The sequence below is a fragment of the Ralstonia mannitolilytica genome, from assembly GCF_000954135.1.
In the GTDB taxonomy this organism is placed as follows: domain Bacteria; phylum Pseudomonadota; class Gammaproteobacteria; order Burkholderiales; family Burkholderiaceae; genus Ralstonia; species Ralstonia mannitolilytica.
The window spans coordinates 1123848-1137427 of sequence record NZ_CP010800.1 but is presented as its reverse complement, the minus strand read 5'-3'; the positions used below and the strand labels follow the sequence as shown (position 1 = coordinate 1137427).

General features: G+C 68.3%; 12 protein-coding genes. 6 read left to right on the top strand and 6 right to left on the bottom strand.

What is annotated here, in order from left to right:
* Nucleotides 1-26: 26 nt before the first annotated feature.
* Nucleotides 27-1982: an FHIPEP family type III secretion protein gene (locus TK49_RS21670; RefSeq protein WP_052698646.1), complete on the bottom strand. Its 1956-nt coding sequence runs from the start codon at nt 1980-1982 to the stop codon at nt 27-29.
* A 286-nt stretch (nt 1983-2268) separates the two neighbouring features.
* On the opposite strand from TK49_RS21670, the gene TK49_RS21665 reads away from it, so the two are divergent.
* The 4 genes from TK49_RS21665 to TK49_RS21650 are packed head-to-tail and all read left to right on the top strand — an operon-like array spanning nt 2269 to nt 5678.
* Complete coding sequence (locus TK49_RS21665) at nt 2269-3114, top strand: helix-turn-helix transcriptional regulator (protein WP_157774029.1); 846 nt, start codon at nt 2269-2271, stop codon at nt 3112-3114.
* Entirely contained in the window at nt 3111-4190 is a 1080-nt protein-coding gene (locus tag TK49_RS21660) for a FliM/FliN family flagellar motor switch protein (protein WP_045219944.1), read from the top strand. The genes TK49_RS21665 and TK49_RS21660 overlap by 4 nt, the downstream gene beginning before the upstream one ends.
* A 50-nt stretch (nt 4191-4240) precedes the next feature.
* A complete protein-coding gene (gene sctR / locus TK49_RS21655) occupies nt 4241-4900 on the top strand; it encodes a type III secretion system export apparatus subunit SctR (RefSeq protein ID WP_045220485.1) in 660 nt (219 codons plus the stop codon).
* A 10-nt stretch (nt 4901-4910) separates the two neighbouring features.
* Nucleotides 4911-5678 carry a lytic transglycosylase domain-containing protein gene (locus TK49_RS21650; RefSeq protein ID WP_045219942.1) on the top strand — a complete coding sequence of 256 codons (768 nt, stop codon included), beginning with the start codon at nt 4911-4913 and terminating at the stop codon, nt 5676-5678.
* A gap of 25 nt (nt 5679-5703) precedes the next feature.
* On the opposite strand, the gene TK49_RS21645 is transcribed toward TK49_RS21650, so the two are convergent.
* The gene (locus TK49_RS21645; RefSeq protein WP_164491324.1) at nt 5704-6708 is read right to left on the bottom strand and encodes a helix-turn-helix transcriptional regulator; all 1005 of its coding nucleotides are present in this window, start codon (nt 6706-6708) and stop codon (nt 5704-5706) included.
* Nucleotides 6709-7226: 518 nt separating this feature from the next.
* On the opposite strand from TK49_RS21645, the gene modB reads away from it, so the two are divergent.
* Nucleotides 7227-7913: a molybdate ABC transporter permease subunit gene (gene modB / locus TK49_RS21640; RefSeq protein ID WP_045219937.1), complete on the top strand. Its 687-nt coding sequence runs from the start codon at nt 7227-7229 to the stop codon at nt 7911-7913.
* Nucleotides 7910-8659 (top strand): sulfate/molybdate ABC transporter ATP-binding protein, encoded by a 750-nt coding sequence (locus TK49_RS21635; protein ID WP_045219935.1) that lies wholly within the window; start codon nt 7910-7912, stop codon nt 8657-8659. Before modB ends, TK49_RS21635 begins: the two co-directional genes overlap by 4 nt.
* Here TK49_RS21635 and TK49_RS21630 read toward each other — a convergent pair.
* The 4 genes from TK49_RS21630 to TK49_RS21615 form a co-directional block, all read right to left on the bottom strand.
* Nucleotides 8656-9156, bottom strand: coding sequence for a flavodoxin family protein (locus TK49_RS21630; RefSeq protein WP_045219932.1), 501 nt, complete (start codon nt 9154-9156; stop codon nt 8656-8658). The genes TK49_RS21635 and TK49_RS21630 overlap by 4 nt on opposite strands.
* A 6-nt stretch (nt 9157-9162) precedes the next feature.
* Entirely contained in the window at nt 9163-9972 is an 810-nt protein-coding gene (locus TK49_RS21625) for a TOBE domain-containing protein (RefSeq protein WP_045219930.1), read from the bottom strand.
* Nucleotides 9973-10050: 78 nt separating this feature from the next.
* Nucleotides 10051-10554 carry a DUF6622 family protein gene (locus tag TK49_RS21620; RefSeq protein WP_045219928.1) on the bottom strand — a complete coding sequence of 168 codons (504 nt, stop codon included), beginning with the start codon at nt 10552-10554 and terminating at the stop codon, nt 10051-10053.
* Nucleotides 10555-10661: 107 nt separating this feature from the next.
* Nucleotides 10662-13415: a sensor domain-containing protein gene (locus TK49_RS21615; RefSeq protein ID WP_045219926.1), complete on the bottom strand. Its 2754-nt coding sequence runs from the start codon at nt 13413-13415 to the stop codon at nt 10662-10664.
* Nucleotides 13416-13580: the final 165 nt, after the last annotated feature.

The window sequence follows — 13580 nt, the reverse complement described above, 5'->3', positions numbered from 1 at the left end:
CCGCTTGTCTCCTTCGCCCTGCGTGGTCAGGCCGGGTTGGTGACCCAGCCGACGGTGTTGAGCTCGATGGCCTCGTCGATCTCCTGGTACGACAGCACCGGCAGATCGCCAAACACGGGCTGCAGCATCGTCTTCACATAGCGCCGGCAGTTGAGCGAGACCATCACCGCCAGCGGGCGGCCGTTGCGGTCCTTCTCCAGCGGCCGCGTGCCGCCGAGGATCTTCACCACCTGGTCGGTGATCGCCTGCTTGACGTCGCGCGTGAGGCTCAGCACGCTGCCCTGCTTGGTGTGCACGACGGCCTGCTCGATGCGCTCCTGCAGCGACTGCTCGAACAGCACCACGTCAAGCACGCGGCTGGTGCCGCAGAACTGCTCGGTGATCTGGCGGTGCAGATCCACGCGCACGAGTTCCACCAGGCCGATCACGTCTTCGGGCTCCTTGGGCGACCACGTGATCAGGCTCTCGAAAATGGCGCGCAGGTTGCGGATCGACACGCCCTCCTGCACCAGCCGGCGCAGGACTTCGGTAATGCGCTGCGGCGGCACCAGGCGCGTGAGTTCCGCCACCAGCTCGCCGTGCTCGCGACGCATGATCTGGATGAGGTTCTGCGTCTCCTGGATGCCGATGAGCGACGCGGCGTTGCGCTCGATGAGCGTCTCCACCTCGGCGGCCAGGCGCGCTTCGCCGGGCAGCGCGCTGGCAGGGATGGCATCGCGCCCGGGCAGCGTCCCCTCGGCGGCCGGCACGTCCTGCACGAGCAGCGCGTAGCCGCGGGCCGGCAGAGCGGCATCCCAGTTCAGCTGCACGCGCGGAAACACGGCGCCGAGCTTGCGCTGCACGCGCGATTTGGCCTCCGCCAGGCGCGTCTGCAATGCAACGAGGTCGATTTCGCCCCGCAGGTCTTCGGCCAGACGCACGGCAATGGGCGCCGCAATGCCTTCCATGGGCGAGCCGGTTCCGGGCTCGTCCAGCCGCCGCGTATCGGTGCCCAGCACCAATAAATCCAGCGGCGGCGCTTGCCGGCGCTGCCGCATGCGCAGGAACGCCGCCCCGGCCGTGCCCACGGCCAGCAGCAGGAACGACCACTTGGGAAAGCCGGGCACCAGCAGGAATGCGAGCAGCACGCCGCTGGCCATCAGCATGCCGCGCGGGTGGGCCGTGATCTGCGCACCGATCTGCTGGCCGAGGTGCCGCGCATCGCGGTCGCGCGTGGCCACCCGGGTGGTGACGATGCCGGCGGCAATCGACACCAGCAGCGACGGAATCTGCGAGGCCATGCCATCGCCCACCGTCAGGATCGCGTACCGGTGCAGCGCGTCGCCGATCGACATGCCGTGCATCAACGCGCCCACGGCAATGCCGGCCAGGATGTTGATGACGGCGATGATGATGCCGGCAATGGCGTCGCCCTTGACGAATTTCATCGCGCCATCCATCGCGCCGTGCAGCTGCGACTCCTGCTCCAGCGCCTCGCGGCGGCGCTTGGCCTCATCCGACGTGATGATGCCGGCGCGCAGGTCCGCATCGATGCTCATCTGCTTGCCGGGCATCGCATCGAGCGAGAACCGCGCACCGACTTCCGCCACACGCTCAGAGCCCTTCGCGATCACGATGAACTGCACCACCGCAATCACGAGGAACACCACGCCGCCCACCACGAAGTTGTTGCCCACCACCAGCTTGCCGAAGGTGTCGATCACGTGGCCTGCATTAGCCTGCAGCAGGATCAGCTTGCACGAGGCGATGTTCAGCGACAGGCGGAACAGCGTCGTGAACAGCAGCACCGCCGGAAACGACGAGAACGCCAGCGCCGACGGCAGATAGATCGACACGCACAGCAGCACGATGCTGGCCGCCAGGTTGAGCGAGATCAGCCCGTCGAGCACAACGGTCGGCAGCGGCAGCACGAACAGCGCCACCACCGCCACCACGAACACGGCGATTGCAATGTCGTAGTTCACCAGCCGCGCCCAGCGCATGCCGGTGAGCGGAATGTCCAACGCTGCAGCAAGATTCCGAGGCTTTGCCATGGGGCGCCTTCGGGCCGTCGGCCCACGATTCTTCGTAGATGGCAGACGCGGCTGCGTCCGCTTTCCCTTGCGGAAAGTGTAGAAGTGGGAGGCAACCCGGCTCAACGCTGAAACTCGTAGTCGTGCAGCCAAACTCCCACGAAGTTCCGGGGGCGACTACGTTTTTCTGTAGTTCATCGCAACGCATGCGTGCCACTACATTAACTGCATCCATGTGCCACGCGAGGGGCGACGGTTGACTGCTTCCAATGTGGGTGCCGGCGATGCCCGCGCGCCAATCCTGTTTGGCGAAGAACACATCGTGGTGGACCCGGATGCCATCCGCGTCGGTCCATCGCATCCCGAGGCCTTCTCGGAAACCGCGCATGACCTGCGCACTGCGCATGGCCCGCAGGAACGTCAGTTGCTGCTGCGCGCCGCGCTGCGCAGCATCGGCTTCGACTGGCTGTGCTACTACCGCGTGACGCGCATCGGTGAATCGATTACGCGCGTGCTGTACTTCCGCGCATATTCCCCGCCCAGCTGGCCCAAGCGCTACGTAGACGAGCGCTATTACGAAGTCGACCCGCGCCTGGCCTTCGCACTGCGCTACGAATGGCCGCTGGTGTGGGACCTCACCGACCTGGGCGCCACGCCCACCGCACCGGCCGATGCCGAGCGTCTGCACCGCCTGCTGCAGGATGCCGAGCGCGCCGGCCTGCGCAGCGGCATCAGCTTTGGTGTGCTGAGCCCGCTCAGCCTCGAGCACAGCGTCATCTGCTTCGGCTCCGGCAACAATGCCAAGGGCTGGATTGCCGACAACGTGGTCGGCCAGGCGTATGCCGTGGGGCTTGGGTTGCACGAATTCCTCATGCAGCACGCCAAGCCGCTCCACGACGACACGCACGCCCGCGCCCTCACGCAGGTGCAGCGGCAGATTCTGGAGTTCATCACCAGCGGCCTGTCGGACAAGGCGATTGCCGAGCAGCTGAACATGTCGCCGCACAACGTCGACTACCACCTGCGCCAGCTCAAGAAGAAGTACGGCGCGCAGAACCGCGTGCAGCTTGCCTACATGGCCGGCCGCATGCTCATGACATGAACACACTGGACGCGCGCATGCTCTCGGCCGTCGATGCCGCGCTGGCGCGCGCGCTTTCGCGCCTCTACCTGGCGCGTGCGGCGTTGCCGTTTGCCGTGGGCGGAATCGCCTACGAAGCGCGCTGCGAAGCCCACGCGGTGCAAACCATGGCACAGGCGTACCGCTTCACGCTGGGCGACGCGCCGGGCTGGCTGCTGGTGGACGCCGCCGCAGAGCGCGCGTGGCTCGCCGACGCGGCGGACGCGCACGTGCCGCAAGCGCTGCGCTGCGCCGTACTGGCCGATGCGCTGGCCGCGCTCGCCCACCTGGTCGAGCAGCACAGCGGGCGCGCCCTCGCATGGCTGCCCGATCGCGCGCCGCCCGACGTGAGGCTTGAACGGCCCGACGTGCTGCAGCTCGTCATCACCCGCCGCGATGCCGCCCCGGCCGAGGACGGCACCACGCCATGGCAGGCGCGCGTCGGGCTGGTGTTCGATTCGCCGCAGATCCTGCCCGCGCTGTGCCCGCCCGACCTGGCGCCGGAGCCCATCCCGGTGGCGGTCTTCATGGGCGCACAGGTCGGCTTGCGCTTCGAGCTGGGCGCCACCTTCCTGTCGCGCCGGGATCTGGCCGGCATTGCGCTGGGCGACATCGTGCGCATCGAGAAATGGCTGCCCGCCGGCGACGCGCTGCGCTGCGTGGCGCGCGTGCGGGGCCGATTGCACCTGCTCGTGTTCGGCCACGTGCATGGCAACCGCATCGTCGTGGATAACGTGGAGGAGAAACCAATGACCACCGAAACCCCAGCCGCCGCCTCTGCCACGGAGCCCGCGGCCCGACCGCTCCCGACCGACAGCCTCGACGACATCGAACTCGTCACCACGTTCGAGCTGGAAGAGCGGCGCGTGTCGCTGGCCGAGCTGCGTGCGCTGCGGCCCGGCACGGTGATGGAACTGTCGCAGCCGCTGAACCAGGCCGTCATCCGCATCCTCGCCAACGGCACGCCGGTGGGCGAAGGCCATCTGATTGCGGTCGGCAACCGCCTGGGCGTGCGGGTCTCGCGCTTCATCGGGCAACCTTCGACGGCGCAGGGTTGAGCCAGCGCCCCGCCGACCAGAACAACGCATCCACAACACTCGACACGCCCATGGGAAACCTGCCCAATCCCGTCGCGATGATTGCCGTGGTGGCGGCACTGGGGATCGCGCCCTTTGCCGCGCTCATGGTCACGAGCTATACCAAGCTCGTCGTCGTGTTCGGCCTGCTGCGCTCGGCGCTGGGCATCCAGCAGGTGCCGCCCAACATCGTGCTCAACGGCATCGCGCTGATCCTGACGGTGTTCATCATGGCGCCCGTCGGCATGGAGATGGTCGACAACCTGCGCGGTCGCAACTTCAACCTCAGCAGCCAGATCAGCGTGGACGACGTGATCGCCATCCTCGATGCCGCACAGCCGCCGGTGAAGAAGTTCCTGCAGGCCCACACGCTGGAGTCGGAGCGCAATTTCTTCGTCAAGTCGGCCACCAGCATCTGGCCCAAGGAGCGTGCGGCCGAACTCAAGAACGATGACCTGACCGTGCTGGTGCCGAGCTTCACGCTCACCGAGCTGATCAAGGCGTTCCAGGTCGGCTTCGTCCTGTACATCGTCTTCGTGGTGGTGGACCTGATCGTCGCCAACCTGCTGCTGGCGCTGGGCATGCAGATGATCGCGCCGACCACCATCTCGGTGCCTTTCAAGCTGCTGCTGTTCGTGATGCTCGACGGGTGGTCGGTGCTGGTGCACGGGCTCGTGCTGTCTTATCGATGAGGGGGCGACCATGCGCGTAACCGCGTTGCTCGTGTGTGCCATCGTATTTGCCGGCGCAGCAGCCCCACCCGCGATGGCCGGCCCGCGGATCGATGCGCAGTCGTTCGCCAAGCTGGCCGCGACGTGCGCGCCCCACGTCGACCGCCTCACGCTGGAAGCCCTCGTGCGCACGGAATCGGCCTACAACCCGTATGCGATTGGCGTGGTGGGGGGCCGGCTGGTGCGCCAACCGGCCACACTGGAAGAAGCGTTGGCCACGGCGCGTGCGCTCGAGCGGCAGGGCTACAACTTCAGCGTCGGACTCGGGCAGGTCAACCGCTACAACCTCGCGCGCTTTGGCGAGACGCTCGACACCGCGTTCGACGCATGCCGCAACCTGCGCGCCGGGGGCACCATCCTCGCCGAGTGCTTTGCTCGCTCGCTGCCGCGCTACGGCGATCCGCAGCAGGCCCTGCGCGCCGCACTGTCGTGCTACTACAGCGGCAATTTCGAAACCGGCTTCCGCCACGGCTATGTGCAGAAGGTGGTTGCCAACGCGGGGCAGGTACCGGCCCTCGCGCCGGAGGCCGGCGCAGGCCGCGTGGAGCCGATTCCGGTGGTGCCGGCCGGTGGCAATGGCCCGGCACCCCGGCCCGCTCGCGCCGCACGGGCCGCTACGCAGCCGAACGTGCTGTCGGGCAGCGCCTGCACCGGGCAAAATGCGCGGCAGGTCATGATCGTTGCGTGCAACCGGGCCGATGGCAGCGCGTGCCTGCGTTGCGTGGCCCTGCCGCGTTGAACACCTCGCGCGGCAGCGGCGCCGTTCAAATCAGGTTGAGGCGGCCCGCGATATAGGCCAGCTGCGCGCGATTCGTGGCGCCATAGCGGCGGCGGACCAGGCGCAGGTGGTAATCCACGTTGTGCGCGGTGGTGTGCAGCTTGATGGCGATTTCCTTGTCGCTCATGCCCGCGGCCAGGCACGTGAGGATGCGCCGCTGCATGGCCGACAGCGGTGCCTCTTCGCTGCACTGCCGCGTGTGGCGCGCGAACGTTTGCATCGGCCCGCGCCAGACTTGGTGCAGCGCCATGCCAAACAGGATGGATTGCCCGATCACGCTGTCGCTGATCCAGTCACGCCCCGCATGCGACGACGTGAGACTGACCACCGCGTGGCCCGTGCCGTCGCCCGCGCCGAGGCTGAACATCACGCCGCTGCGCAAGCCATGCTCGTCCATTGCCTGCAGAAGCGTGCGCAGCGCGGGCTCCATGCGCGGCTGGCTGCGCGCCAGCGAGGCCAGGTCCCACACGAGCGGCATGCCGGTCGCGAACACCGCCGAGAGGCGCGGATCGACGGCAAACAGGCGCTCATCGCAATAGCGCTGCATGAAGCGCGGCGCCACGTAGTTCTTGAGCATGGCCACCGTGGGCGGCGCGTTCTCATGCCGCTCGGTCAGGGCGTAGGTGAGCGAGGCAAAGCCCATCAGCCCCATCAGCCCCGACACGATGCGCGCGCGTTCGGCCACGCCGCGCGCCGCCTGCAGTTCTGCAGCCAGGCGCAGGCGGCCGGGCTGCGCCGGTGCCGGGTCGAACGTCAGCGCGTGTTCGTCCACCGGCACAACCTCGGTGCCAGGCGGCAACGGCACGAAGAAGCGGTCGCCGTTGGCGGCGTCGTCGGCAGCAACACGGGAAGTGAGCGGATCGGCGTGCCCAGGTCGGGGCGCGGTGCGCTCGTGGGCGGGGAATGCGTCGAGGTCGATCCGGACGGAAGCGCCCGGGTGGGCGCAGACGCGGGCCTGCGCGCCATCCGCGTCCTGGAGCGTGGTGCGCATGTCCAGCAGGGGCGCCAGCTCTTCGGCGCGGGGAAAACGTACTGCCTGCAAACCATCTGAGCGATGTGCGGCGGCCATTGCCGTCCTCCGGTCATGTTGGAAACACCTGCTCGGCCGCCCGATCTTCGCCGGTCGTGGCCAAGGCTGTTTCCCCCCCGGGGGATGACTCATGCTGTGCGGTGACCCGTCTGCACCGCCGGGCGCGGATCGTGAAAAGCGACGTCCGGCCTACGTTTTGGCGCATTGTTGCAAAGCGGCGGCAACATTGTCCAACAAAACTTTTTAGTGCCCTACCATCGAAGGGGCTTATGTCGCGATGCAGCGAACGACACCCCTGCCACCGCGCGGTGCGAGGTGGCGCCATGCGCTGGGCGGCATGCCGGGCATCACGGTGTCAGGATTGACCTGGCGTTATATCCAACTCTATATTGCGTGTCATTCACCCAATCTGTCGCGAGGCGCCAACGAGGCAACAGGGTCCCCCTGCCGGCCGATGCCGCCTTCGTCGCGCTGCGCCCATGTCTGACTCCATCTGGACGCCTCTGCTGCTCTCCCTCAAGGTGGCCGGCTGGGCTACTGCCCTGAACCTCATCCTCGGCGTGGCCGCGGCCTACGCACTGGCGCGCACGCGCAGCCGGCTGCGCGATGTCGTCGATTCCATCCTGACGCTGCCGCTGGTGCTGCCGCCCACGGTGCTCGGCTATTACCTGCTGGTGCTGCTGGGCCGGCGCGGCACGATCGGCGGATGGCTCGACAGCCTTGGCGTCCAGCTCGTCTTTACGTGGCAGGGGGCGGTGATCGCGGCGACGGTGGTGGCGTTTCCGCTGGTCATGAAATCGGCGCGCGCCGCATTCGAAGGCGTGGATCACCAGCTGGAAAACGCAGCCCGCGTGCTGGGCCTGCCCGACGCGGCCGTGTTCTTTCGCGTCACGCTGCCGATGGCTGCGCGCGGGATCGCCGCCGGCGTGCTGCTGGCCTTTGCCCGCGCATTGGGCGAGTTTGGCGCCACGCTCATGATTGCCGGCAACCTGCCGGGCCGCACGCAGACGCTGTCCGTCGCCATCTACGAAGCCGTGCAGGCCGGTGACGACGCCACCGCCAACACGCTGGTGCTGATCGTCTCGCTGACGTGCATCGTGGTGCTGGTCGTGGCGAGCCGCCTGCTGCAGGGTCGCGCGCCGGGCCTGCAGGAGCAGCCGGCATGAGCGCCGTCATGGTCGACCTCGCGATACAGAAGACACTGGCCAGCGCGGCGCGCGTGTTCTCGCTCGACGTGGCCGTGCGCTCGGAGAGCCGCCGCGTGGTGCTGTACGGCCCGTCCGGCGCCGGGAAGAGCCTGACGTTGCGCGCCATCGCGGGCCTGATGACGCCCGATCGCGGCCGCATCGTGCTCAACGGCCGCACGCTGTTCGACCATGCAGACGGGGTGCATGTCAGCGCGCGGGACCGCGGCGTCGGCTATCTGTTCCAGGATTACGCGCTCTTCAACCATCTGACCGTGGCGCAGAACATCGCGTTCGGGCTGCAGCGCGGATGGTTCAATCCGCCCCGCCGCACACGGGACCCGCGCGTGCTGCAGTGGATCGACGCCTTCGAGCTGAGCGCCGTGGCCGCCAATTACCCGTCGCAGATCTCCGGCGGCCAGCGTCAGCGCGTGGCATTGGCCCGTGCGCTCATCGCCGAGCCTTCGATGCTGCTGCTCGACGAGCCGTTCGCGGCGCTGGATCCGGCCCTGCGCACCCGCATGCGCTCGGAGCTGTCCGCGCTGCAGGCCCGGCTGGACGTGCCCATGCTGATGATCACGCACGACCCCGCCGATGTGGAGATCTTTGGCGACCATGTGTTCGAGCTGCGCGACGGCCGTGTCGTGGCCGATGCGGTGCGCGCGCCGGGTGCGCCGCCTGTCTCACCGTATCCGCATCTGACGGTGGTGGCCGGCGGCCCGGTCTAGAACACGCCCAGCGCCAGCCCCGCCGACATCGCCTCGCCGAGCGCACGGCAGCGCTCGAGCTCGTCCGCCGCGAGGTGTTTGGGCGCCAGGATCGCCTCGGGCGTCTGCGCGCGTGTGCAGACCACGATCGGTTCAGCCACGCGCTTGAGCCGCCAGCCGGTGGCAATGCGTTCGATCTGCCGCACCGCGTTCTGCCCGTCGCTGCCGGCACAGACCAGGCACGCATACGGGCGGCCATTGATGCGGTCCAGCGCGGGGTAATAGCAGCGGTCAAAGAAATCCTTGAGCTGTCCGCTGATGGACGCGAGATTCTCCGGCGTCCCAAAGAGATAGCCGTCTGCGCCGAGCACGTCGTCGGGGCCGGCCTGCGCCGCGTGCAGCAGCCGCACCGCCACGCTGCCGTCCGCCTCGGCGCCGGCCTGGGCGGCTTCGGCCATCTGGCGCGTGCCGCCCGTCATCGAGTGGTAGACGATCAACAGGGTCCTGGGCGCAGCCATGGCGGCCTACCCCAGCCCCAGCATCACGCTCGACGCCTCGAACACCGCCACGGTTTCCACGCCCTCGGCCAGCGCCAGCGTTTCGACGGCCGTGCGCGAGAGCATCGCCACCAGCACGGTCTGCGCCGACGCAGCGCCTGCATCCTGCAAGCGCAGCCGCACTTCCGACTGCACCGCGCCCTCGCGGATCTCCGTGACGACACACGGCAGCTGGTTCTCGGCGGAGACGCGCCACTCGCCGGACGCGCGCAGCAGCATCACGGCCGGCGCCTTGATGAGCGCGACAGCCTGCACGCCGGGCGCGAGCCCCAGTGTCTGCGTGCTTTCCTGCGTGATGGTCGCCACGACCGCCTGGCCGCCCGGCAGGCGCAGCGTCACCACATCGTTGACCGCGCCCGACACGACGGACGCCACCGTGCCGAACAGCGCATTGCGTGCACTCGTGCGCAACATGAGGCGGCGCAGCAGCGTCGCATCTTCGCTGGCGGCGTGTGCAGCGGCATCCAGGCGTTCGACAAAGCGGCGGTGCTCGGTCTCGAGCACACGGAAGCTCTCGATCAACCGCAGCGCGCGCGGTGTCAGCACACTGCCGCCGCCGCCCTTGCCGCCGGTGGTGCGCACGACGAGCGGCTCGCCGGCGAGGTTGTTCATCGTGTCGATGGCATCCCACGCAGCCTTGTACGACAGGCCCACCGCCTTGGCCGCCGCGGTAATCGAGCCCGTCTGCCCGATGGCATCAAGCAAGGCGATGCGGCCGTGGCCGCCCCAGTTGTTGTCACCGGCGCGCAGCCAGATGGTGCCGTCGAGTTCCAGCATGTCGTCTCGTAGGGAATCGCGATTTGCAACATGCGGATGTTAGCGCCGATTGCGAGCCGATCGGCGGCGGCGCAGGTCTCAGGCAGCCACCAGACGCGGCGTACGCACGTGCAGCAGCACCGAGCGCGAGAGCAGCAGCCCGCCCAGGAAGCCGAACAGCGCACTGAACGCCGCCATGAAATTGCCTGAGTGGGAAACCTCCGGGTGCATCGCGAGCATCACGTTGTAGGCATAGCGGGTGGCGAAGAGCCCGACAATCACCACCATCGGCACCCAGCTGCCGGGCACGCGCACGGTGCCGGGCATCTCAGACACCGCGCCGTCGGGCGGCGACAGATACGTGAGCAGACATGCCATCAAGACCGCCACCACCCACATCGTGAGCGCAAGCGGGCTGCCGTGGCTTGCCGTCGCCACGCCGTAGAACGAATACGCGGCAATCAGCAGCGGCAGGACGATCAGGCGGCGGCGCGACACAACGCGCGGCTGCGTCTGGCGCAGGCCGATGGCGATGAGGCCGGCAAACAGCACGAACACCCAGGCGGGCGTATGCGACACGATCGAAGCGATGGATCCGGGCATGGCAGTCTCCGTGTTGGAATGACGCCAGCTTAGGTGCCGGCCCGCGCACGCGGGAGCGTTTTGCGACAAACGGCAGAAAGCCGGCCGCGAATGGTCGAAGCCCCGGATCAGCCCAGCGCAGCCCGCACGCCGGCATCCACCACCGACAGGTGCGCCCGCAGCAGCCGGTCAAAGCCCTCGGCCGTGACGGGCTTGCCGATGTAGTAGCCCTGGATCTCCTGGCACCCCGCCTTGGCGAGAAACTCCACCTGGTCGGCATCTTCCACGCCTTCGGCCGTGACGGTCATGCCCAGCGCCCGCGCCATGGCGACGATGGCCTCCGTCAGTGCCACCGAATCCGGGTCGCCCGGAATGCCGGTGATGAACGACCGGTCGATCTTCACGTTGCTGATCGGGAAGCGCTGCAGGTACGACAGCGACGAGTACCCCGTGCCGAAATCGTCGATGGAGATGCGGATGCCCTGCGCCGTGAGGGCGTCGAACATCTGTCGGATCTCGTCGGCGCCGCCCATCAGCAGGCTTTCCGTAATCTCGACTTCGAGCGCGGTGGGCGGCAGGCCGGTGTCGGCCAGCGTCTGCTCGATCATCGGCACGACCTCGCCCGCCTGGAACTGGCGCGCCGACAGGTTGACCGCCATGCGGAAGTCGTAGCCGAGCGCCTCGTACCAGATCACGGCCTGCTCGCACGCGCGGCGCAGCACCCATTCGCCGATCGGCACGATAAGGCCGGTCTCCTCCGCCACCGGAATGAACTCCACCGGCGAGATCGCCCCAAGCTTGGCGCTGTTCCAGCGCAGCAGGGCCTCCGCGCCCACGATGCGGTGGCTGGCGAGGTCGTACTTCGGTTGATAGACGAGCTGCAGCTCGTTGTTGTCGCGCGCGTCGCGCAGGGCGTTTTCGAGCAGGTAGCGGCGCTGCAGGCGCGCATTGAGCTCCGCCGTGTAGAACTGCGCGCGGTTGCGGCCGTTCTGCTTGGCGCGGTACATGGCGGCGTCGGCCGAGCGCAGCAGGTCGGAGCCCGAGATGCCGTCATGCGGATACAGCGCCACGCCGATCGACACGCCCAGGTAATAGCGCCCGTTGACGGTGTCGAACGGCTCGCGCATGGCCTGCAGGAGCCGTTCGGCCAGCAATGCGATGCGTTTGCCTTCGACACGCTGGTCGATGAGGATGACGAACTCGTCCCCCCCCAGGCGGGCGATCACGTCGCCGGGGCCGATGCAGTCGGTCAGCCGGGCAGCGGCGCTCTGCAGCAGCGTGTCGCCGCAGGCATGGCCGGCGGTGTCGTTCACGCTCTTGAAGCGGTCCAGGTCGAGAAAGAACAGCGCCAGTTCGCGGCTCTCGTCGCGCGCGCGTTCGATGGCGCCTTCGAGGTGGCTGATGAAGAAGCTGCGGTTGGTCAGGCCCGTGAGCGCATCGTGCGCGGCCAGGTGGCGCAGGCGCTGTTCCGCGCGCTTGATGTCGGTAATGTCGGCAAACGATAGCATCACGCTGCTGGGCAGCGGATCGCCATGCCGGCGGATCGGGATGACATTCTGGCGCAGCCACACCAGCTCACCCGTTTTGAGCAGCACGCCGTAGACGTGGCCCAGCATCGGCTCGCCGCTGCGCAGAACCTGCGCCGACGGCATCATGGTCGGCTCGACGTCGTTGCCGTCTTCGTCCATGACGCGCTGGATCGCATCGAGCCGGTTGCGGCCGACGAGTTGCCCCGGACGCACGCGCAGGATGCGCTCCGCACTGGCGTTGGCGGCCAGCACCACCCCGTCCAGCGACTGGATCACCACGCCTTCATGCAGGTTCGAGATGGCCAGCCGGTAGCGCTCCTCGCTTTCGGCAAGGCCCCGCTCGATGCTGTCTTTCTGAATGGCGACGCCGGCCAGGTGGGTGACGTCGTCCAGGAAATGCTGCTCTTCTTCCACCGGCAGGCACGGCTGTCGATAGAACAACGCCAGCACGCCCAGCTTGTCGCCGCGCGACGATCGAATGGGCAAGGCCCACGCCGCGGCAAAGCCGGCCGCCAGCGCCGCCGTGCGCTCGTGTTGCCAGCGCGGGTCGGCGGCGATGTTGTCGATGAGGACCGTGTCGCCGAGGTAGGCGGCGCAGCCGCACGCGCCGGCCTCGGGGCCGACGGGGGTATTCTCCAGCGTGGCCGCATAGGCCGCGGGCAGCGTGGGGGCCGCAGCCACGCGCAGCGTCGCAGTCTCGGCATCGAGCAGGAGCACGGCCGCCATGGCGTTCGGATAGACCTGTTCGACGTACAGGCACAGATGGCGCAGCACGCTCGACAGCGTTGCATTGGAGGCGAGTTGGGCGAGCACGGCGTTCTCGGAGGCAAGCAGGCGGCGCGCCTGCAGCGCCTCGGCACGAGCCTGCACGGCGTGCCGCTCCAGCGCATGCCGGGACACGGCTTCCCGGAGCACGAGCATGACGGCGGGCTGGCCTTCGTGCTCGCAGGCGGCCGCCTCGCTGGCGACCAGCACGTGGGTGTAATCGGCGCGCACCAGGCGATGCTCCACCGGCTGGGCGGGCGCACTGCGGCTCACCATGCCGGCCAGGCGTGGGATCGTCTGGGCAACGTCGTCGGGGTGGATCAACGCCGCCACCTGGGCGCCCACGAGCTGCACGGGATCCTGCGCCCCCATCAGGCGGGCGGCAGCCGGGTTCGCGCGCACGACACGCCCGTCCACCGTCAGCAGCACGGCATCGGACGACAGCCGCGCCAGCGCATCGAAATCGGTATCGGCCCGGCTTCGCGCGCCTGCCGCAACGGCGGCCGCTTCCCGATGCGGCGCGGCCCCGGGGCCGGGTGCGGCATCATCAGCAGGGGCCCCGGCATCGGCCGGCAGGAAACGGGTCATGGAAATTGCGATGGTTCTGGCAACGACAGCAACGGAATCACGAAAGACACGGCAAGCACAAGGCCGGCGCCTCGACCCTATCCACAACGGCGCGCTGGCCAAAAACTGAAGAGTGTCGCGTGATACCCATGACACGCGTGTGGCTGCACCGCCCACATTGGCGCA

What these genes read in the sequence shown, in the direction of transcription:
- TK49_RS21670 (WP_052698646.1), bottom strand. Translation starts at nt 1,982, where the DNA reads ATGCGCTGGGCGCGGCTGGTGAACTACGACATTGCAATCGCCGTGTTC.
- TK49_RS21660 (WP_045219944.1), top strand. Translation starts at nt 3,111, where the DNA reads ATGAACACACTGGACGCGCGCATGCTCTCGGCCGTCGATGCCGCGCTG.
- sctR (WP_045220485.1), top strand. Translation starts at nt 4,241, where the DNA reads ATGGGAAACCTGCCCAATCCCGTCGCGATGATTGCCGTGGTGGCGGCA.
- TK49_RS21650 (WP_045219942.1), top strand. Translation starts at nt 4,911, where the DNA reads ATGCGCGTAACCGCGTTGCTCGTGTGTGCCATCGTATTTGCCGGCGCA.
- TK49_RS21645 (WP_164491324.1), bottom strand. Translation starts at nt 6,708, where the DNA reads ATGCGCACCACGCTCCAGGACGCGGATGGCGCGCAGGCCCGCGTCTGC.
- modB (WP_045219937.1), top strand. Translation starts at nt 7,227, where the DNA reads ATGTCTGACTCCATCTGGACGCCTCTGCTGCTCTCCCTCAAGGTGGCC.
- TK49_RS21635 (WP_045219935.1), top strand. Translation starts at nt 7,910, where the DNA reads ATGAGCGCCGTCATGGTCGACCTCGCGATACAGAAGACACTGGCCAGC.
- TK49_RS21630 (WP_045219932.1), bottom strand. Translation starts at nt 9,156, where the DNA reads ATGGCTGCGCCCAGGACCCTGTTGATCGTCTACCACTCGATGACGGGC.
- TK49_RS21625 (WP_045219930.1), bottom strand. Translation starts at nt 9,972, where the DNA reads ATGCTGGAACTCGACGGCACCATCTGGCTGCGCGCCGGTGACAACAAC.
- TK49_RS21620 (WP_045219928.1), bottom strand. Translation starts at nt 10,554, where the DNA reads ATGCCCGGATCCATCGCTTCGATCGTGTCGCATACGCCCGCCTGGGTG.
- TK49_RS21615 (WP_045219926.1), bottom strand. Translation starts at nt 13,415, where the DNA reads ATGACCCGTTTCCTGCCGGCCGATGCCGGGGCCCCTGCTGATGATGCC.